The sequence below is a fragment of the Clostridium gallinarum genome (assembly GCF_014836325.1).
Classification (GTDB): Bacteria; Bacillota; Clostridia; order Clostridiales; family Clostridiaceae; genus Clostridium; species Clostridium gallinarum.
Map to the genome: position 1 here is coordinate 69190 of NZ_JACSQZ010000004.1, position 22055 is coordinate 91244.

At 27.8% G+C, this 22055-nt stretch carries 21 protein-coding genes; 2 read left to right on the forward strand and 19 right to left on the reverse strand.

What is annotated here, in order from left to right; all coding sequences use genetic code 11:
• Positions 1-172: 172 nt before the first annotated feature.
• From H9660_RS01845 to H9660_RS01915, 15 genes are all read right to left on the reverse strand, one after another.
• Positions 173-970, reverse strand: a complete 798-nt coding sequence (locus H9660_RS01845) for an alpha/beta hydrolase (protein ID WP_191747961.1) — start codon at positions 968-970, stop codon at positions 173-175.
• 156 nt (positions 971-1126) lie between these two features.
• Positions 1127-2395 (reverse strand): PDZ domain-containing protein, encoded by a 1269-nt coding sequence (locus H9660_RS01850; RefSeq protein WP_191747963.1) that lies wholly within the window; start codon positions 2393-2395, stop codon positions 1127-1129.
• Positions 2396-2406: 11 nt separating this feature from the next.
• Positions 2407-3663, reverse strand: coding sequence for a S41 family peptidase (locus H9660_RS01855; protein ID WP_191747965.1), 1257 nt, complete (start codon positions 3661-3663; stop codon positions 2407-2409).
• A 118-nt stretch (positions 3664-3781) separates the two neighbouring features.
• Positions 3782-4672 carry a permease-like cell division protein FtsX gene (gene ftsX / locus H9660_RS01860; protein WP_191747967.1) on the reverse strand — a complete coding sequence of 297 codons (891 nt, stop codon included), beginning with the start codon at positions 4670-4672 and terminating at the stop codon, positions 3782-3784.
• The gene (ftsE, locus tag H9660_RS01865) at positions 4662-5348 is read right to left on the reverse strand and encodes a cell division ATP-binding protein FtsE (RefSeq protein ID WP_191747969.1); all 687 of its coding nucleotides are present in this window, start codon (positions 5346-5348) and stop codon (positions 4662-4664) included. Before ftsE ends, ftsX begins: the two co-directional genes overlap by 11 nt.
• 142 nt (positions 5349-5490) lie before the next feature.
• Positions 5491-6327 carry a YitT family protein gene (locus tag H9660_RS01870; RefSeq protein ID WP_191747971.1) on the reverse strand — a complete coding sequence of 279 codons (837 nt, stop codon included), beginning with the start codon at positions 6325-6327 and terminating at the stop codon, positions 5491-5493.
• A gap of 44 nt (positions 6328-6371) precedes the next feature.
• Complete coding sequence (locus H9660_RS01875) at positions 6372-7217, reverse strand: YitT family protein (protein ID WP_191747973.1); 846 nt, start codon at positions 7215-7217, stop codon at positions 6372-6374.
• 304 nt (positions 7218-7521) lie between these two features.
• The gene (locus H9660_RS01880) at positions 7522-8466 is read right to left on the reverse strand and encodes a transketolase family protein (RefSeq protein ID WP_191747975.1); all 945 of its coding nucleotides are present in this window, start codon (positions 8464-8466) and stop codon (positions 7522-7524) included.
• Entirely contained in the window at positions 8466-9290 is an 825-nt protein-coding gene (locus H9660_RS01885; RefSeq protein WP_191747977.1) for a transketolase, read from the reverse strand. Before H9660_RS01885 ends, H9660_RS01880 begins: the two co-directional genes overlap by 1 nt.
• Before the next feature lie 267 nt (positions 9291-9557).
• On the reverse strand, positions 9558-9911 hold the full coding sequence (locus tag H9660_RS01890; RefSeq protein WP_279289562.1) for a type II toxin-antitoxin system PemK/MazF family toxin: 354 nt from the start codon (positions 9909-9911) through the stop codon (positions 9558-9560).
• A gap of 8 nt (positions 9912-9919) precedes the next feature.
• Positions 9920-10162: a hypothetical protein gene (locus H9660_RS01895; RefSeq protein WP_191747981.1), complete on the reverse strand. Its 243-nt coding sequence runs from the start codon at positions 10160-10162 to the stop codon at positions 9920-9922.
• Positions 10163-10407: 245 nt separating this feature from the next.
• Positions 10408-11019: a germination lipoprotein GerS-related protein gene (locus H9660_RS01900; protein WP_191747983.1), complete on the reverse strand. Its 612-nt coding sequence runs from the start codon at positions 11017-11019 to the stop codon at positions 10408-10410.
• A gap of 60 nt (positions 11020-11079) precedes the next feature.
• Positions 11080-12570, reverse strand: a complete 1491-nt coding sequence (locus H9660_RS01905) for an NAD(P)H-hydrate dehydratase (protein ID WP_191747985.1) — start codon at positions 12568-12570, stop codon at positions 11080-11082.
• Positions 12570-12938 carry a holo-ACP synthase gene (gene acpS, locus H9660_RS01910; protein ID WP_191747987.1) on the reverse strand — a complete coding sequence of 123 codons (369 nt, stop codon included), beginning with the start codon at positions 12936-12938 and terminating at the stop codon, positions 12570-12572. Before acpS ends, H9660_RS01905 begins: the two co-directional genes overlap by 1 nt.
• Before the next feature lie 102 nt (positions 12939-13040).
• Positions 13041-13346, reverse strand: a complete 306-nt coding sequence (locus H9660_RS01915) for a DUF6514 family protein (protein WP_191747989.1) — start codon at positions 13344-13346, stop codon at positions 13041-13043.
• A gap of 448 nt (positions 13347-13794) precedes the next feature.
• Here H9660_RS01915 and H9660_RS01920 point away from each other — a divergent pair, with 448 nt between their 5' ends.
• Positions 13795-16425 (forward strand): FAD-dependent oxidoreductase, encoded by a 2631-nt coding sequence (locus H9660_RS01920; protein WP_191747991.1) that lies wholly within the window; start codon positions 13795-13797, stop codon positions 16423-16425.
• A 74-nt stretch (positions 16426-16499) separates the two neighbouring features.
• Here H9660_RS01920 and H9660_RS01925 read toward each other — a convergent pair whose 3' ends face one another.
• Together H9660_RS01925 and H9660_RS01930 are read right to left on the reverse strand one after the other, a co-directional pair.
• Positions 16500-16862, reverse strand: a complete 363-nt coding sequence (locus H9660_RS01925) for a single-stranded DNA-binding protein (protein ID WP_191747993.1) — start codon at positions 16860-16862, stop codon at positions 16500-16502.
• Between the two features lie 126 nt (positions 16863-16988).
• Entirely contained in the window at positions 16989-17825 is an 837-nt protein-coding gene (locus tag H9660_RS01930) for a YihY/virulence factor BrkB family protein (RefSeq protein WP_191747995.1), read from the reverse strand.
• A gap of 157 nt (positions 17826-17982) precedes the next feature.
• On the opposite strand from H9660_RS01930, the gene H9660_RS01935 reads away from it, so the two are divergent.
• The gene (locus H9660_RS01935) at positions 17983-18861 is read left to right on the forward strand and encodes an aldose 1-epimerase family protein (protein ID WP_191747997.1); all 879 of its coding nucleotides are present in this window, start codon (positions 17983-17985) and stop codon (positions 18859-18861) included.
• Positions 18862-19016: 155 nt separating this feature from the next.
• Here the strand turns inward: H9660_RS01935 and H9660_RS01940 are convergent, their stop codons facing one another.
• Positions 19017-19649 carry a cyclase family protein gene (locus tag H9660_RS01940; RefSeq protein WP_191747999.1) on the reverse strand — a complete coding sequence of 211 codons (633 nt, stop codon included), beginning with the start codon at positions 19647-19649 and terminating at the stop codon, positions 19017-19019.
• Complete coding sequence (locus H9660_RS01945) at positions 19646-21949, reverse strand: ATP-dependent DNA helicase (protein WP_191748000.1); 2304 nt, start codon at positions 21947-21949, stop codon at positions 19646-19648. Before H9660_RS01945 ends, H9660_RS01940 begins: the two co-directional genes overlap by 4 nt.
• Between the last annotated feature and the right edge of the window lie 106 nt (positions 21950-22055).

Below are 22055 nucleotides of genomic sequence, written 5' to 3' on the forward strand. Positions count from 1 at the left end.
GTCTAGAATTTTAATTCTTAATTTTAGACAATATAATCCCTGTAATAACTTATTAAAAATTATATCAAATTGAAATTTAAAAGTATATATAATACTATTATTTGCTATACTCATACAAATATAAAAATACTGAATATAAACTTAAATTAAATTTATATTCAGTATAAAAAACTTAATTATTTTCTTTTAATAGCCATTCTATTGAAGGTTCTAAATATTTATTCCAAAACTCCCAATCATGAACTCCATCATCTTCCTTATATAAAACACTCACTTTATTATCAATTAAGAATTTATAGAAAGCTCTATTTTGCTCAATTAAAAAATCTTGTTTTCCACATGCCATAAAAATAGATGGAATTTCTTTGTTATCTTCTTTTAATATTCTAATCAATTTTTCTGGATTATTTTCACTTTCTTCTAGATTATTTAAATCTCCAAAAACATTTCTATAATAATTATAATCAGCTACTCCATTCGAAAAATTTTCATCCTTATTCTTTATATCATGTATTATTAATGCTGAAGAAAGTGCAAAAGCTTTTGAAAAAGTCTTATTATATTTTACTCCAATATAAATTGCACCAAATCCTCCCATAGAAAGTCCACCAATATAAGTATCATCCTTACTTGTAGAAAGATTAAATGTTCTTCTTACATAGTTTATTAACTCTTCTCCTACAAAAGTTCCATAATTACCTGCATCTCCATCTAAATAAAAGCTATTTTCTCCATTTGGAAGTATAACTGCAATATTATATTTTATTGAAAGTTGCTGAATTCTACTTCCAAACAACCAATCCTTATTATTACCTGAATATCCATGTAACAACATTAATATTTTTGTTGGCCTATTATAGTTTATATTACCCTTTATCATATCTGGAAAACAATCATTAGGTAATAAAATATTAAATGATACAACCTTTTTTAAACTAGCTGAAAAAAAATCAAATTGACTAAATGCCATTTTAACACCCTCCATAAATTAAAATTCTCTACCCTTACAAATATTATTTTAAATTAACTTAGAAATAATTTTTTATCCATCTTAATTATACCTTATTTTCCCATATGTATTATAATCTTTTTTCTAACCAAAAAGAGATAAAAATAAAAAGAAAGCCTATCGCTTTCTTTTCATTTCTTCTAATATTTCTTTAAAATTTTCATTTTCGACACTTATTGCATCTTCAGCCTTTACCATTCTTGGAACTAACAACATTCCAATTCTCTTATTCTTTGGCATTATACTCAAATCGACTATTTCCCCGGAAATCTTTTTTATTCTAAAAGGAATTTCGCTAAAACTTTCTCTTACTGCTTGAAAAATTTCAACTTCAGAAATTACTTTATTTCTATTAACCTCTAAAATTTTGTCTCCTCTTCTAACTCCTGATTCATATGCAGGAGAACTAGGTGCTACCTCTAAAACACATACTCCACTATCATCTGTTACATAAAGATAATCACCTTTATTTTCTATTTTGTTTTGTATTCTTATCATAATTTCATGTCCTAAAGGAGCAAAAATAACCACAACAATTTGTCCAACTATTCCAAATCTAGCTAATTGGGCTATCATTGTTAATAATACTCCATATATTATAATACCAACACCTGAATATATAGGTTTTTTTATCTTATCTTTAGTAAATGAAACAGAGTTATATGCTAATACTCCATATAAAGGTATAGAAGCAATTATAGCTGCACTTAAGATTGATAAAGTTTCAGATTTATTAATTATAGGCCACCAATCAGGTTTTGCTATAGTAGAGGTTCCTACTGTAGATATATTCCCAGACATAGCTATAAATATAGCTACTGGCAATGCCCAATATCTATTATAAGCAAATCCACCAATTATTTTATTATTCTTATTTGAAAATACCGGAATTGCACCTCTACTTCCATCAAATAAAACTAAAAACCCTTCTGCAATATGCATTATTCCAATAAAGGTCATAAGAGCTAATATATTTATGTTTATGTATGTATCCATATTAGTATATGTTGCTAAAATGCTAAATAAAATACTAATTGCCCCTAATATAGCACCTGAATAAGAAAAACATATATATCTTTTCTTTATGAAAAGTAAGAAAACAGAAATCATAAACATAATTTCTATTCCTGAATTTTCATTAAAAATTATTCCTAAATAGCTTAATATTAAACTAATTATAGCACCTGCTATAATACCTAAAGCTATTTGTGATAAAGTAAGTTCTAAAGGGGAGTTTATAGTTTCCCCAATAGTTACTCTTTGCATAATAGATATTTTTTTATTTTTTAAATAAAACATTACTCCTAATATTACTAGCATAAATAGATGCATAGGCTCAACTATTGCGTAAGATACAGTTCTTAATGTGTATAATATTAATTCCATCCATGAGCCTCCTATTTTATCTTTTCTTTTATGACTTCCAATCCCTTATTAAATTGAGGATCTATACTTCTGTCATATTCCTTTTGCGCTAACTCTTCAGGAATTTCCACCTCTATATCCGGTTTTATTCCTACCTTATGAATATTTTCTCCATTTGGTGTATAGTATTTTGATGTAGTGACTTTTAATCCACCATTACCATCTTTAAATTCTATTAATTGTTGTACAACACCTTTTCCAAAACTAGTTGTTCCAATAGTAGTTCCAACTTCATAATCTCTTAAAGCTCCAGTAACTACTTCTGAAGCTGATGCACTTCCTCCATCAATTAATATAACTAATGGCATACCTTCAGCATCTCCACCTATAGACTTAGATTCTTGCTTATTATCATATTTATCTATAGTATATGTTATAACTTTTCCCTTTGGAATAAATTCAGAAGCAACTTTTACAGCTTCATTTAGAAATCCTCCTGGATTTCCTCTTAAATCTAATATCATTCCCTCCATACCTTGGTTTTTAAGTTCAACTATCTTTTCCTTAAAGTCCTTAGCTACATCTTCATCAAAAGAAGCTATTTGTATATATCCTATATTGTTGTCTATTAATTCTCCTTTTACAGATATTATCTTAACAACATCTCTAACTATTGTTATATCAATATAATCTGAGCCTTGTCTTGAAACAGTTAAAGTTACTGGTTTTCCTTGCTCACCTTTTATCATTGCTACAGTTTTTTCAACATTAACTTCTTCTAGTTCTTTTCCATCAACCTTTAAAATTACATCACCAGCTTTTAATCCTGCTTTTTCAGCTGGAGAACCTTCTATTGGTGCTACTACAGTAACCTTATCATCCTTAATTCCTAACTGAGCTCCTATACCTACAAAATGTCCTTCGCTTTGTTCAGTAAAAGATTTGTATTCATCAGAATTCATAAATACTGTATATGGATCCTTTAAAGATTGTGTCATTCCTTTTATTGCTGACTCTAAAAGTTCATTATCATCTATTTCTCCATCATATTTTGTTAGTAATGCATCTCTTACCTGAAATAATAATTCATACTTCTTTACATCCTTTACTTCACTAACATCTTTAGCTACATCATCACTAATGCTTCTTAAGCTAACTCCACTGAATGCAACAGTGTTTCCTAAATAGAAAAATGTAAGATTTGAAATTAAGAAAATTATAACTATTCCTATTATAACTAGAGATTTCTTATAAGCTTTCTTACCTTTTTTGTTGTTATTCTCCTCCATACTCTAATACTTCCTTTCATAAAAACCTATTAATTATATATTTGTCTTAATAATATTTTAAGTGGAGATTAATCTCCACTTAAATTATATAGTTTATTCTTTCTTTTTATTAATAGCTTTATACATCTAAGAATTTTCTTAATGCAACTGCACTACCTAAAGCACCTACTATTATTCCACCTAGTAAGAATACCCAAGTTAAACTTCCTAAAACAAAACTTGGCGAAACTAAAGAAACTAAGAACATATTAGATACTATGTAGCCATATGCATATCTGTATAAAAAGAATAGTATAATGCTAGCTACTAAAGATCCCACAAATCCTATTATCATTCCTTCAATTATAAATGGCCATCTAATAAACCAATCTGTAGCACCTACAAACTTCATTATTCCAACTTCTCTTCTACGAGAATATACTGTTATTTTGGTTGTATTGGTTATTAAGAATACAGATACTCCTACAAATACAACAAATAATACTAATCCAGCTACTCTAACACCATCTACAAAGGAACTTATAGTATCAATCATATCTTGTTGATTTGAAATATCTTCTACTCCAGTCATTCCTTTTACAGAATCAGTAACTTGTTGTGCTGCTTCTGGATCTTTTAATTTTACAATAAATGAGCTTGGTAATGGATTGTCCTTTAAATCATAACCTTCTAATAATCCTTGATTGTCCTTTAGCATTTCCTTTAAATTCAAAAATGCTTCTTCTCTAGATTCATAGACAACTTCTTTAACCCCTTCTTGTTCATTAAGTTTAATTTCTATTTCTCTTTGATCAATTAACTTAATGTCTTCATCTAAATAAACTTTAACTTCTAACTTTGAAGCAACATCTTCTATAGCTTTATTAAAATTTAATCCAAGTAGGATGAAAGTACCAAAAATAAAGAATGTAATTAAAACAGTAATCATAGCTGCTAAACTTAATGTTCTGTTTCTTTTTAAACTTTTAAAAGCATCTATAAAGAAATACTTTATTGTATTAATTTTCATTTTCGTACGTCCCCCTTGCTGTATCTCTTGCTACATAACCCTTTTCTATAGCAATAACTCTTTTTTTCATGTTATCAACTATTTCCTTTGCATGAGTAGCCATTAGAATAGTAGTTCCAGCTCTATTAATATCCTCTAAAAGCTCCATTATTTCTTTTGCAGTTTCAGGATCTAGATTTCCTGTTGGCTCATCACAAATTAATACTGATGGATTATTTACAATAGCTCTTGCTAAAGCAACTCTTTGTTGCTCACCACCAGATAATTCACTTGGGAACATCTTATACTTATGAGAAAGTCCTACTAATGAAAGTACCATAGGAACTCTTTTTCTAATTTCTTTAGGTGAAGCTTCAACTACTCTCATAGCAAAAGCAACATTTTCATATACATTTAAAGTAGGAATAAGTCTAAAATCTTGGAAAACCATTCCTATCTTTCTTCTATAATAAGGTATTTGTCTTCTTGTAACAGTTGAAAGCTTCTTACCTGCTACTACTATTTCTCCAACAGTTGGGTCTACTTCTTTAATTAGCATTTTTATAAAAGTTGATTTCCCTGCTCCAGAAGGACCAACTAAAAACACGAATTCTCCTGATTCTATACTTATATTAACATCTGATAAAGCCTTAACATTATTGTCGTATAGCTTAGATACATTTTTAAATTCTATCATTCTCTAAACACCTCGCACATTAGCGTATTTTAAACCTATAGCGTTATTATAGCATAACAAAGCACAAGGAAAAACTTTTTTTACACTTTTCAACTTTATAAATATACAATTTTCTTCATTTTTTATTAAATTTCATTAAATCTTAATAATCTGTAAACCCTTTACCTACTGCCTCTGTAGATTCACTTACTGTTAAAAATGCATCTGGATTATTAACTTGGATAAACTGTTTTAGCGTAATAAATTGTTTTGAAGTTAAAACTGTATATATAACGGTCATGTTTTCTTTTGTATATCCACCTTTTCCAGTTAATATTGTGCATCCTCTATTTATATCATTATTTATAAAATCTACTACTAATTTTTCCTTATTTGTTATTATAAATACTTGCTTAACTGGATTTATTCCAGCAATAAATTTATCTACTAAACTTCCTATTAAAATAGCACTTAAAAGACCAAACAATCCTTTTTCAATTCCAAAAGAATATATTGCAAGTAAAGTTACTGTACAATCGGCTAATAGTAATCCTTGACCTATTGGAATATGAAGATATTTATTTATAATTTTAGCTATTATGCTAGTTCCACCAGTTGAAGCACCTTGATAAAATGTAATTGCAGTTCCAAAAGCCAATACAGCTGATCCAAATATACATGCTAAAACCATATTATCTGTTATTGCTCTTGGCTCAAAGAAAGTTTCAAAAATCCACATTATTACAGACATCATTACTGTAGAATAAATACTTTTAGCTCCAAATGAACTACCAATTAAGAAAAATGCCAATGCAAATAATATAGCATTAAATATAAAAACTAATATACTTGGATTAATATCAATTATTTGATTTATAGCTAAAGCTAACCCTGAAACTCCACCTGCAGCTATATCAAGGGGAAAGAAAAAGTATTCTAATGCAAATGATCCTATTGCTACTCCTACTGTAGCTAAAAAATATTCTTTTAATTTTTTCATTTCTTTTGTATTCTCCTTCTGTCTATATAATCCCATCTTAAAAGTTATTTAATATTTTCAAATCCTTCACCCATTACTTCATGTACTTCTCCTACTGTTATAAACGCTTTTGGATCAACCTTTCCTATAAACTGCTTTAATTTAATAAACTCATTTCTTCCTACAACAGCATATAACACAAAGGTATCTTTTCCTGTAAAACCTCCAACGCCCTTTAAAAAAGTACATCCTCTCTCTAATTCATCCATAATAAATTTTGCTATTTCATCATTTTTTGTGCTTATAATAGTTACTTCCTTACAAACCTTGAATCCTTCTATAAATTTATCTATAGCTATTCCATTAATTATTACAGATAATAACCCATATAATCCTACATTTATACCAAAAGTTAGTGCACCTAATAAGGTTACTATAAAATCAACAGCTAATAAAGACTTTCCTATATCTATATTTAAAAACTTATTTAATATTTTGGCTATAGTATCTGTACCTCCAGTAGATGCATTGGCATTAAAAACTATTGCCATTCCTATAGCTGTTATTAAAGTTCCAAATATAGCTGCAAGCATTAAATCATTAGTTAAAGCTTGTGGATTAAAAAACTTTTCTATAATTGTCATTATTCCCGCTAAGCTAAAACTAGAAATTATAGTCTTAACACCAAAATTTTTTCCTAGAAAAATAAATCCAATTACAAATAGAAATAAATCCATAATAAAAACTAATGGCCCTGTAGAAATTGAAGGTATATAATGATTTATTACTATTGCTAAACCTGTTAGTCCCCCTGCAGCTATATCATTAGGTATAAAAAAATATTCTAGCGATATAGCAACTAAAAATACACCTGTTATTATTAAAAGATACTCTTTTACTTTTTCCTTCATATAAATCTCCTTTCATAGAGAATTTTTATTATTTTTCCACATTACATCTAATTCTATCCACAGTTATTATATTTTCCCCACAACTTTTTATAATTCTACATAAATATTATATATATGTTGCAAGTAATAATCCACACCATTTATATCATTATTAAATTGAAAAAGTTATCTCTTAAAACCATAAAGGGACTGCTTTAAATGCAGTCCCTAACCTAAATGAGCTTATCTTAAACTCACTAAAAATGGTAAATATAGCTATTTTAAAATAGTTTTGTGATTTATTTTAATTATTATAGTTAACAAATTATTTTTTTAAAGCAATTGCTTTCTTAACTTTTTCAACTACATTCGCAGCTGTTAATCCATATGCTTCTAAAAGTTGATCTGGTAATCCACTTTCTCCAAATACATCTTGAACTCCAACCTTTAATACTGGTACTGGCATTTCTTCGGTTAATACTTCTGATACAGCAGATCCAAGTCCACCTATTACATTGTGTTCTTCAACTGTTACTATAGCACCAGTTTCCTTTGCTGCTGTAATTAATATTTCTCTATCTATTGGTTTTAATGTATGAATATTTATTACTCTTGCATTAATTCCTTCGTTTTTAAGCATTTCTTTAGCTTCTAAAGCAACATCTACCATTATTCCAGTAGCTACTATTGTTACGTCATTTCCTTCTGCTAAAGTTACACCTTTACCTATTTTAAACTCATAAGTATCTTCATCATTTACAATATTAACAGCAGCTCTTCCTAATCTAACATAACAAGGTCCATCATATTCAGCAATAGCCTTTATAGCAGCTCTAGTTTCAACTGCGTCTGAAGGGCATATTACAGTCATGTTTGGAATACTTCTCATTAAAGCTAAATCTTCTATAGCTTGGTGAGATGCTCCATCTTCCCCTACTGTTAATCCCGCATGAGTTGCACATACTTTTACATTTAATTTGGGATAACAAATAGAGTTTCTAATTTGTTCGAAAGCTCTTCCAGCTGCAAACATAGCAAATGTACTTACATATGGAATTTTTCCACAAGTAGATAAACCAGCAGCAACTCCCATCATATTTCCTTCTGCTATTCCCATGTTGAAGAATCTTTCTTCGCAAACAGCCTTAAAATCTGCAGTTTTTGTTGATTTTGATAGGTCAGCATCTAAAACTACTATATTTTCATTTACATTAGCTAACTCTACTAATGCTTTTCCATAAGCTTCTCTTGTTGCAATCTTCTTACTCATTAATTGTTACCTCCAATTTCTGCTAAAGCTTGTTCACATTGTTCCTTACTTGGTGCTGTTCCATGCCATGAAGCCTCATTTTCCATGAAAGAAACCCCTTTACCTTTTACTGTATTACAAACTATAACTGTTGGTTGTCCTTTAAAGTTCTTTGCTTTTTCTATTGCATCTTGAATTGCTGTTATATCGTGTCCATCTATAATTAAAACATTCCATCCAAATGCTTCAAATTTTTTATCAATTGGAGAAGGGTTCATAACCTTTGTTATGTCTCCATCTATTTGCAAACCATTAAAATCTACAAAAGCAGTTAAATTATCTAGCTTATAATGAGCTGCTGCCATAGCTGCTTCCCATACTTGAACTTCTTCTAATTCTCCATCTCCTAGAAGAGTATATACTCTATAATCCTTCTTATCTAATTTTCCAGCTAAAGCCATTCCTACAGATGCTGATATACCTTGACCTAAAGATCCAGTAGACATATCAACTCCTGGTAAACATTTCATACTTGGGTGTCCTTGTAATCTAGTTCCAATTTTTCTTAAAGTATTTAATTCTTCAACTGGGAAAAATCCTCTTCTAGCTAACACGCTATATAAAACAGGTGCAGCATGTCCCTTTGATAGGACAAATCTATCTCTGTTATCGTCCTTAGGATTTTTTGGGTCTATATTCATTTCCCCAAAATATAATGTAGTTAAAATATCAGTAGCTGATAACGATCCACCTGGATGCCCTGAACGAGATTCTGTTAGCATAGAAACTATATCCTTACGAACAGTTTTTGCTAATGCTTTTAATTCTTCAACATTTTTTATCATCTTTCATCCTCCTAAGATTTGATTTACCTGTAAATATATTGTGCCTTGTCTTTATAAAATTATTTTAGCACAACATATTTAATTTGTATATACTAATAGTGTTATTTCACACTAAAATTAGGTTATTTTAAAGCATATGTGATATACAATATTTAAATAGTATATCATTTTGCGTTAAAAACTTTTATAATAAAAGAAACCCATATAGGGTTTCTTAAGTATTTAAGGTACTCAATTCTCTTTTAAATAATTTTTTTGATTAATATTTTATGCTAAATTTAAACTTATTAATAATGCTTTATTTACCTTTCTCATATCATTATCAGTCATATGACCTATCTTTTCCTTCAATCTTTTCTTATCTAAAGTTCTTAGTTGCTCTAATAAAACAACTGAATCTCTATTTAAGCCATATTCTTCTGAAGAAATTTCAACATGTGTTGGTAACTTAGCTTTATTAATTTGTGATGTTATAGCTGCAACAATAACTGTTGGACTATATTTATTTCCTATGTCATTTTGAATTATTATGACTGGTCTAATTCCACCTTGTTCAGATCCTATAACAGGGCTTAAATCAGCATAAAAAATATCCCCTCTTTTTACTACCATAGTCGTCATTAGAAATATCACACTCCGCAAAGCCAGTTCTCATATTCATCAATATTCGCATTTTCGCACTCGAAAGGAAGTTGTGAAAGCTCCAAATTAATTTTCGCCATTTCTTTGTAGCCATCTCTCATCATTTCAAAAACATCCATATTCAATTGATCTTCATTATATTCTATTAAAGAATACCCAATAAATTGACTACTTTTTTTGATTTTTATTGAATTTTTCATAAATCGGAAATTAACAACTTTTTTAGACATAATTTGCCTCCAGATAGTAAAGGATCTATGTATATAAATAGATTATATTGCAAATTATGTCCCTTTGTCAAAACTTATGTTTAATTTTTTCAACAAATTTTTATATTCTTACAATTTAAATTATTTTGATGATTTTATCTTTGATTTGTAAAATTCTTTCTCATACTTATGTACTCCACTTTCTTTAACTTCTTAACTTGTACTAATTTAAAAGTCAAATATTGAACTGGTTTAATTTTAATTCTTTATTTAAATAATTCCTCATCTAATTCTTTTAATTTCTCAAAATTTCTATATACTATTCTAACTCGATCATTATTATTTTTATCATAGACTATAGCCCCTATAGGAGTCTTTTGATTTTTGTCTATAAATATCTTTACTTTATCTAAAGTATCATTTTTTAAAAATAATTCACTAGTAAATGAAATATACTCTGTTTCTCCCCATTCTTCTTGTCCTTCTATTATTCCATCATTATTTATAGGATAAGATAATAATTTATTTAAGAAACTTAAAGAATACAAATCATCCATGCTATTTAACATAGTGTATTCCTTATTTGAAATATAGTCCTTAACTAATATTTGATCATCTTTATAAATTTTTGTTCTTTCTTCTCCAAAATCAATCCTTCCAGCTAAATTAGCCTTATAATATTGAATTGCATCTTGTCTTTCTTCATCCCTGGAGTTTTTAATTATAAATTCTACTTCCGATTTATAATTCTCTATGTTTTTTAAAGATTCAATTATTTCTTCATTAGTTGGTTCAGCTGTTGTCCTAAAGAAAATAACTATCCCAATTAATATTATCGGTATAGATATTAAAGTTATTAGTAATAATTTTTTTTTCATTTTATCCCCCTTGAACGTTGATACTTATTATTACTAATATTAAAGCTAATTAAAATTTATTCATATATAATTCAATGCTTTCGATATATTTTCCATAACTTCTGATGCTATAATTGAATATTTATCTTCAGATGCTAGCTCACCAGCTAATCCATGAGCATATGCACCAAGCAAAGCAGACTCTATTAACGAATGCCCTTGTGCTAATAATGCAGCTATAATTCCAGTTAAGCAATCTCCCATCCCCCCAGAAGCCATTTTGCTATTACCAGTACAATTTATGTAAACATCATCCCCATTTGTAATTATAGTCTTATATCCCTTTAATAAAACTACAATATTATTTTCTTTAGCAAATTTTTTTGCTACCTCAATTCTATTATTTTCAATATAATCTATACTCTCTCCCATAAGTCTTGCCATTTCCCCAGGATGTGGAGTAAATATAGCTCTTCCCTTTAACTTGTCTAATATTTCTTTATTTTCTTTTACTAATTTAAAGGCTCCAGCATCAACTACAAATTTCTTTTCTTCATATTTAACTAACTTTATAAAAATATCTTTGTATAATTCTTCATTATCAATACCTGGCCCTATAGCAAATACATTTGATTTTTTTATTAACTCCTCTAAATTATCACCTTCTTCAATATTAATTGTCATAACCTCAACCAACTTACTACTTAGCTTGTCTTGTACATATTTTGTAGTAGCTAAAGTAGTTAATCCTGCTCCAGATCTGACACAAGATTCTGAACATATATAAGCTGCCCCACTATAGCCTTTGCTTCCTGCTAAAACTAATACCTTTCCATAAGAACCCTTATGTCCATATATCTTTCTCTTTTTTAGCATTTTCTTATAATCTTCTTTACCTAATATATATATTCTATCAGAATTCTTCTCTTTTACAAAATTAGGTATTCCTATTTTTAATACCTCTATTTTACCTAAATATTCTAAAGCTTCATATTCAATGAAACCTCTTTTTATTGTTTCAAAAGTGTAGGTAATATTAGCTTTAATAGAAGCTCCCATTATACTTCCATCATTAGCATTTAACCCAGATGGCACATCAACACTAACTATAAATTTAAAACTTTCATTTATAAAATTTATTAACTTTATATAAAACTCTCCTAAAACCCTATTTAACCCAATACCAAATATACAATCTATTGCAATATCATAACTTTGTATAAAACTCCCTAAATTATAAATATCCTCTATGGACTTTATATATATAATTTCATTAGTAATCTTTTTTAATATATTAAGATTTACTAAAAATTCTTCACTATATTTATCATCTTCACTTACAATTATTACTGATACTTTTTTATTCTCAAGAATTAATTTTCTTGCAATTACTAACCCATCTCCACCATTATTTCCACACCCACAAAATACTACAAAGTTGTTTCTAATGTTAATAATCTTATCTACTACTTCTTTTGCTGCATTTTCCATTAATATAAGACTTGGAATTCCTATTTCTTTAATAGTGTATCTATCTATTTCTCTACAACTATTTATTGACATAACTTCCATTAAATTTCCTCCAATATAGCAAATGCTATTGCAGATGTTTTATTATGTGATATAGAAATATTAAATCTATATTCTACTTTAATTATTTTTTCTATATCTTCACTCAAGAAAACTATAGGTTTTCCAAGTTCATCTCTTAACACTTCAATATCGGTTAGTGAAAACCCTCTAAAGCCTGTCCCCAAAGCCTTACTTATAGCTTCTTTTGCAGCAAAGTTTCCAGCTATAACCTCAACTCTCATATTTCTACTTTTAAACATATCTATTTCATTAACTGTAAATAATTTTTTTAGAAAATTATTATTTTTATTAATAGCATTTTCTATTCTATCTATTTCAATTATATCTGTTCCTATTCCAATAATCATAAAATCACCTCTCGAGCCATAATAACAACAGCTATATAAAAAAATTAACAACTTATTTTTATCTTTTAATTATACGACATCTATGATTTTATTTTCTATAATTTATATATTAAAATCTGAAACATAGCTATCAACATAGTCCCCTAATATATCAACAAGGTGTATAGGTGATACTTTATAATTAAATAATAGTTTTAGTAAATCCCTAACCTTTTCTTCATTATTGGATATCTTACTAATAGAATCTCTTTCTATTTTTATTATATTTCCTTCTATTAAATCCTGCCTCTCTACTTCTATCCCAAATGCTTGTCCACTAAAGAAACTTTCTTTAAACATTCTAAAAGAATACTTACTTTCTTTGTTGTCAGTTTTCACATTACTATCTAAGCTTTCAACAATATGCATCTTTTCTCCTCCCTTTTATTTATCAGATAATCATTAACATAATATTACAATATCACAAATTTTATTAAAACAATGTCAAACCTTGTTTGCTACTAAACAAAAATAATTCTTTACAATTCAACAAAATTCACCTATTGATGTATAATTTAATGTTTTTTATTTAATCTATATATAATAATCAAAATTTAATTTCACATTTATTCCACTTATTATAAAATTCATCGTTTTCTTGTATATAATCTAATATATTTTTTAATATAAATTATACTATTTTGTATTATTTTGATATATTACTTATATTTAACATTATCAATTAAATAACTCATATTTAAAATTTATTTTGAATAAATTTTATTGTTAAATATTTTAATTTTATATTGATATTGTTAATAATTAGACATATAATAATAGTTATTAATTAATATTTATTCGAAAGTAGGTGTTCATTTTGAAATCCCTAGAAATAAAAAAGGATATTCATTGGGTAGGAGCTTTAGATCCAGATTTAAGAGTTTTTGACATAATCATGTATACTCCTTACGGAACTAGCTATAACTCTTACGTTGTTAAAGGAAATGAAAAAACAGCTGTTTTTGAAACAGTTAAAGTAGAATTTTTTGATCAATATCTTGAAAAACTTGAAGATTTAAATGTAGATATAAGTAAAATTGACTATATTGTTGTAGATCATACAGAACCAGATCATGCTGGATCAGTAGCTAGGTTGTTAGAAATTTCACCAAATGCTAAAGTTGTTGGATCTGCTCCTGCTATAAAATTTATGAAAAAAATAGCTAATAGAGATTTCGAATCTATTACTGTTGGAGATGGAGATACTTTATCATTAGGAAATAAAACGCTACAATTTATTTCAGCACCATTTTTACATTGGCCTGATTCAATTTACACTTATATTCCTGAAGATGAAGTTTTAATAACTTGTGACTCCTTTGGATCTCACTATTCATCTGAAGCTGTTTTAAACAGTAACGTTGAAAATAAAGATAATTATATGGAAGCTTTAAAGTATTATTTTGATTGTATTTTTGGACCATATAAACCTTATGTATTAAAAGCAATAAAAAAGATAGAAAATTTAAAAATCGACATGATACTTCCAGGACATGGTCCGGTGTTAGTTGAAAATCCTATGGAAATAGTTGAACATTATAGAGCTTGGAGTACTCCATCAATACCATCTTCTGATGCTAAGAAAGTTGTAACTATACCTTATGTTTCGGCTTACGGCTATACAGCATCTTTAGCTAAAAAAATTGCTGAAGGTATAGAAGCTTCAGGAAATATAGAAGTTAGATTATTTAATGTTATTGACCACGAATTAGGTGAAATAGTTAATAGTATTACTGAATCAGATGGATTCTTATGTGGTTCTCCTACAATAGTTGCAGAATTACTTGAACCAATACGTGACGTTCTTTCTAAATTAAATCCTATTGTTCATGGTGGAAAATTAGCTGCTGCATTTGGATCTTATGGTTGGAGTGGAGAAGCTATTCCTAGAATGGAAACTAGATTGAAAGAATTAAATATGAGATTATATCCAAGCTTAAAAATTAACTTTAAGCCATCTGATGATGAGCTAAAAGAAGCTTTTGATTTTGGATTTGAATTTGGTTCAATTCTTCTTGGTAATAAAGAGCTTCCAGCTCAAACTGTTACTAAAGAAAAAGAAGAAGCAAAATCTACAGGTGGCGGATTAAAACTTTGGAAATGTGTAATTTGTGGAGAAATATTTGAAGCAGAAGAAGTTCCTGAAATATGTCCTGTATGTGGAGCTGGAAGTGATCAATTTATTGAAGTAAAAAGAGAAATTACAACTTACAAAATAGATAAAGAAGAAACTTATGTAATTATAGGTAATGGTGCTGCTGGCTTCTATGCAGCTAAGGCTATAAAAGAAAGAAATGAAAGTGCAATAATCAAATTAATTTCTAATGAATCAGTACACTCATACGTAAGAACTCAATTATCTGATTTAATTAGTGAAGATATTGATGATTCATTCTATCTTGCAAGAGCTAATTGGTATAAGGAAAATAATATTATAGAAATACTTGGCTCTAATGTTGATACTATTGATAGAGAAAATAAAATAGTCAAATTAGATAATAAACAAGGTATTCGCTATGATAAACTAATATTAGCTAATGGTAGCTACAACTTTGTTCCACCTACTAAGGTTAAATTAAATGATTCAGAAGTAGAAATAAATTCTTGGACTTACAATACTATAAAGGGAATTCATACTATTAAAAAGCTTTGCGATGTTAATAAGCTTAAGGAAGAATTACCTAATGCTAAGGATGTAGTTATAATTGGTGGTGGATTATTAGGTCTAGAAGCTGCTTGGGAAGTTCAAAAACGTGGCATAAATGTTAATGTAATTGAATTAGCTGAAAGAATGCTTCCTCGTCAATTAGACAGTGATGGTTCTAAGCTATTTGAAAACTTAGTAAACCAAACTCCTGTTAAAGTTCTTTTAGGAGAAGCTGTAGAATTTATAAACGCTGATGAAAATGGAGTTAAATCCGTTAACTTAAAGAGTGGTAAAGTAATAAATGCTGATGCAATTATATTCTCAGTAGGTGTAAGATCTAATATCTTCTTAGCACAACCTGCTGGTATTAGATGTGAAAGAGGCGTAGTTGTTAATGATCGTATGGAAACAAATATACACAATATTTATGCTTGTGGTGATATAGCTGAATATGATGGCGTTTATTATGGAAATTGGCCTGCTGCTATAGAAATGGGAAAAGTTGCTGGAGCTAATGCAACTGGAGATAAGATTAAGTTTGAAAAATTTGTTTCATCTACAGTATTCCAAGCAATGAATACACAAGTATTCTCTGCTGGAACTATAAACTTTGATGATCCTACATTAGAAAAAATAGGATATGTGGATAATGCAAATAATAAATATTCAAAACTATTCTTCCAAAATAATAAGTTAGTTGGTGGTATCCTTATTGGTGATATTACTTCTTCTGTTAAGATAATAGAAGGAATACAAAAAGAGGAAAGCAAAGCAACTGTTTTAAGTAAAGGAACTATATAATTTAGTAAGGAGCTGTATTAACTTTCGTTAAATACAGCTCCTTTACTCTATTTATTTTAATTTATATTTAAGGCTTAATTATTGGCTAAATCTTCAACATTGTTTTCTCTATCATCTCTTCTATTTCCTACAAATTTAAAATCTTCAGCTACAACTTCTGCAATATATTTTTTATTACCATCTTTATCTTCATAACTTCCAGTTCTTAATCTTCCACTTAAGCTTATATAGCTTCCCTTTCTTAGATACTGGCATACTAATTCTGCTTTCCTTCCCCAAAGAGTAACTGGAATTAAATCTGATTTTCTTGTTCCATCTTGAGCCTTGAAGTTTCTATCTACAGCAATAATAAATCTTGTAAATACTTTATCTCCCTCTTCCAAGGTTCTAAGTTCAGGGTCTCTTATTAATTTTCCTAGTAATACAATTTTATTCATTTTTTACACCTCCTGAATATTTCTTCTTTAATTCTAACCACTTACCACTTTTCTATTCATGAGAGCTAAAAAAAGGCTTTGTACTTTTAATTCTCTTAAGAATCTTATAATACAAAACCTTTTATATTATTTTTTACTTCTATTAATTATAGAGTTAAATTCAGCACCTATTATTAATATAATGGATGTAATATAGAGCCATGTCATCAATACAAATACTGCCCCTACGCTTCCGTATAACCTAGAATAGTTAGCAATATTGTTTATATAATATGAAAATCCTAAAGAAACTATTATCCATCCTAGTGTGCTAACTATTGCACCTATATATACCTCTCTCCACGGTACTTTTTTAGCAGGAGTATATCTATACATACAAGCAAATATCCATATCATCATAAAGACTACTATTAGGTATCTACTTAAATTCCATATTGTTGAAATATCTATATCAAAAGGAAATATAGATAATATGTATTCTCCTATTAATTCTCCAAATACTAACATTGCTAATGTTAATACAATAATTATGGTAAGCCCTAAAGTAAAGATAATTGCTACAAATGACCTTTTTATAAATGATCTAGAATCTTTTACATCATAAGCTTTATTTAACCCCTTAATTACAGCTCTAAACCCAGAAGAAGCAGACCAAATTGTAAGTATAATAGAGGCCCCTAATAAACCAGCATTTTGAGTATCTACTACTTCAACTACTATAGTATCTATTAAACTAAAAACATTATTAGGTAAAATAGTTCTTAATCCATCTAATATATCCGCAGAATTTAATCTACTAAAACCTACTATAGTCATTAAAAATATTAGAAATGGGAAAAAAGATAACATTAAATAATAGGCAAGTTGAGCTCCTAAAGCAAATATATCATCATTATTTATTTTTACAATAAAATATATAACAGAATCTAAAAATGATTTTTTAGATTCATTTTCTTTCTTCATTAAATCACCCCATTAAATTGTTTATATTATTGTATTACTTTTATATATAATACTATATTATTTATAAATATATAAGTATTTTAACCCTTTTCTTTTTAAAAGCACTTTACTATAGTATAATTTTTATAGTATCTTTATAGAATTTGAGAGGTGTTTTATGAATTATATATTAGAAAATGAAAATATAAAAATTTCAACAAGTACTTTTGGTGGTGAACTTAATAATTTAATTACAAAAAATGATAATATTGAATTCCTATGGAGTGGAGATGAAACTTATTGGAAATACCATTCTCCTATCTTATTTCCTATTGTAGGTAAAGTTTTAAATAATAAGTATAAAGCAGAAAATAATGAATATGAATTACCTCAACATGGTCTTGCTAGAACTAGAGAATTTAATGTAATAGAAAAAGATAATAATCATATAACTTTTGAACTTTTATGGTCAGAAGATACTTTAAAAATATATCCTTATAAATTTTCATTAAAACTTACATATACTTTATTAGAAAATGGAGTTAGTGTTAACTATAATGTTAAAAATCTTGATAATAAAGAAATTTATTTCTCTATAGGTGGACATCCAGCCTTTATGTGCCCATTATTAGATGGAGAAAAATTTGAGGATTATTACTTACAGTTTAATGAAAAAGAACGTGCAGATATTATGGAACTCGATTCAAATACCGGTTATTTTACTGGCGAAACTAAGAATTTCTTTAATAATGAGAATAAAATAAATTTAAATTTAGATTTATTTAAAGATGATGCAATAGTTTTTAGTGATTTAAGATCTAATTCTATTACATTAAAAAATTATAAAAATAACAAAGAACTAACAATGGATTATACAGGATTTCCTTACTTAGCTATATGGACCAAGCCTACCGGTGCTCCATTTGTATGTATAGAACCATGGTATGGACATTCAGATTATAAAAATTTTAATGGTGATTTAAAGGATAAAGAAGGTATTGAAAAATTATCTATTAATGAAGAATTTACCGCTAACTATAAATTATTTATAAAATAGATCTATATACCAATGGAAAATTAAGAGTTTAAAATAAAAACTCCCTCAGGAGTTTTAAAAAATAAATTATATTAATATTTATTTATCCTTAATGGGGGTGTCTTTGTAACAGCCTCATTAAGGATATCTAACTTTCTACTTACTAAAATTGTATGTTAATTGGTTATTGCAATAGCTCTAACTGGAGATGCATCTCCAGTTTCAATCTTTAATGGTGTAGCTACTAAAGTAAATTCATCTTCATTTATAGAATTTAAATTAGTTAAGTTCTCTATTATAATTTTACCTCTTGATAAAATTACATTATGAACTTCAAAATCTATGCTATCAAATGTATCTATAGATATAGTATCTATTCCTATTCCCCTTATATTAAAGCTACATAGCCATTTTGCAGCCTCTTCACTCAAACTAGGAAATCCTTGTAAATATCTATCTGTTCCCCAGTATTTATCCCAATTTGTTTTTAATATTACAAAGTCACAATTATTAATCTTATCTCTATAGGAAATCAAATTTTCTATATTTATTCTATTTAAGCTAGAAACATCTATTATAGTTGCAATTCCTATAAAATCTCCTACTTCAAATTCATCAATTGTTTTTCCTTTATTAATCATATGGCTAGGCGCATCTATATGTGTTCCTGCATGTGTACATATTTTTAAAAGTTTTTCATTATAGCCATCCTTTTCTATAGATGCTAAATCATAAACCTCTAATCTTTCGTCCTTTGTATATGTGCTCATATTAGTATTTATAGTATGACTTAAATCTGTTACCTTCATAAAACATCTCCCCATCTTATTAAATCCCACTCTTTTGGAAATAAACTCCTATACTTTAATGTATAGTACCTATCATCTATAAGTAAAACTCTTCCCTTATCATTTTCCGTTCTTATTACTCTTCCTACAGCTTGCATAACTTTATTTACACCAGGGTATATATATGCATAATCAAAGCCCTTCTCTTGATAATAGTCCTTAATTATATCTCCCTCATTAGATATTTTAGGAAATCCAACTCCAACTATTATACTACCTATCAACCTCTTACCAGGTAAATCAATTCCTTCTGAAAAAACTCCTCCAATTACACAAAAGGCTAATATTTTAGTTGTTTCCTTAAAATTATTTAAAAACTTTTCTCTATCTACTTCAGCCAATATCTCTGCTTGACATATAGTATTTTCTTCTCCAAATAGTTCTACATATCTTGAATATATTTTATTCAAATACTGATAGGAAGGTAGGAATACCATATAATTGCCTTCTTCCTCTTTCTTAAACTTAAATATTAGATTACATAGATTATCTATATTATTTTCTCTTTGCTTAAATCTCATATTTAATGGATATCCATAAACCTTTAAATTTTCCTTCTTAAATGGTGATGGTAACTTCATTCTATAGCTTTTATCATCACCACCAAGTAAATCTATATAATAATTAATTGGAGTTAATGTAGCTGAAAATATTATAGTAGAATAGCTTCCCTGAATAATCCTTGCTAAATTCTTAGATGGATTTACACAAAAAAGCTTTACTTTAACATCATTTTTATCTATTTCCACTAAAGTTACATACTCTTTTGAATATAATTCAGCTATAGATACAAAAGCTCTTAACTCAAAATAAAGCTCTCTAACTTCATCATATCCTTGTGTATTAGTTGACTTTACTAAATATTCATCACATTCTTTCAGGAAAATTCTAATCAATTTATATATTTCTTTATACTCTTCCTTCTTATATATACTTTTATTTTCAGTTTCCTGAACTTCTTTTCTAACCTCTATTAAATATTTATTTATAGAATTTAGTGCTTTATATAGATTAGGTGCCTTCCCTTTTATAATTTTAATTACATTTAAAACTTTTTCCTTATTTATTTGTGCACTAAACATACTTCTAGCTCTATCCACAAGGTTATGTCCTTCATCCACAAGTAAAATGTTTTTATCAACATCTTCCTCAAAAAATCTTTTAAGTCTTGCTCTTGGATCAAAAGCATAATTATAATCACAAATTATTAAATCACACCATAAGCTTAAATCTAAGGATAATTCAAAGGGACATAGCTTTTCTCTTCTAGCATATTCTTCTATTTTATCCCTAGTGAAACTTTCCTCTTCACTTATCATTCTAAAAATCACATCATTTACTTTATCATAATAATTTAATGCGTACTCACAGTTTTCAGGATTACAACTTGATTTATCCTTAAAACATATCTTTTCTTTTGCTGTAAGAGTTATACTTCTACATTTGAGTCCTTTATCTTTTAATTTATTTACTCCCTCTTCTGCAACTGTCCTAGTTATTGTTTTAGCCGTTAAATACACTATTCTTTCTCCTCTATTTTGCCCTAAGGATTTAATAGCAGGAAAAATAGTAGATATAGTTTTTCCTATACCAGTTGGTGCTTGAGCAAATAATACAGATTTTTCTTTTATTGTATTAAAACACGTTACAGCTAATTCTCTTTGCCCTTTTCTATAGCTTTGAAATGGAAATTCCAAATTATCTATACTTTCATTTCTTCTTTTAATTAAATTCGATTTTAATATTATCCATTTTTTATATTCATTTATAATACTAAACACAAAATCTTTTAATTCTTCTATATTAAAGGACTTATCAAAGCTTTTAACTTCTTCCGTTTCTATATTAAAATAACTTAACTTAATATTAATTTTTTCAATTTTATTTTGAACTCCATATATATATGCATAAAATTTTGCTTGAGCCCAATGTAATTCATTGTAATCTTCATCTATTAATATTAAAGCTTTCATAGTTGATTTAATTTCTTCAATATAGACCTCATTATTTTCAATTATTATTCCATCTGCTCTTCCGTCTACAACTAAAATAACATTATCTATTTCAAACTCTTCTTGAAGCCTAACCTCTTTTTGATAATTACTATATAAGCTTTCATTACTAGCCTGCAATTTTTGATGAGCAATTGTACCATCTAAAGCTCTAGTTGCTCCCATATATCTATCATCTATACTACCGGCTTTTAAAATATACTCAATAATTCCTCTAACAGATTCCTTAATAATAATTTTATCTTTCATTAAAGCTCTTCCTATCTTTATATTTTAAATATATTATAATCCTAAAAATATCTAATTACCAACTTAGCATAAGGAAAAAAATTAGAAGCAACTATATTTTTAACAA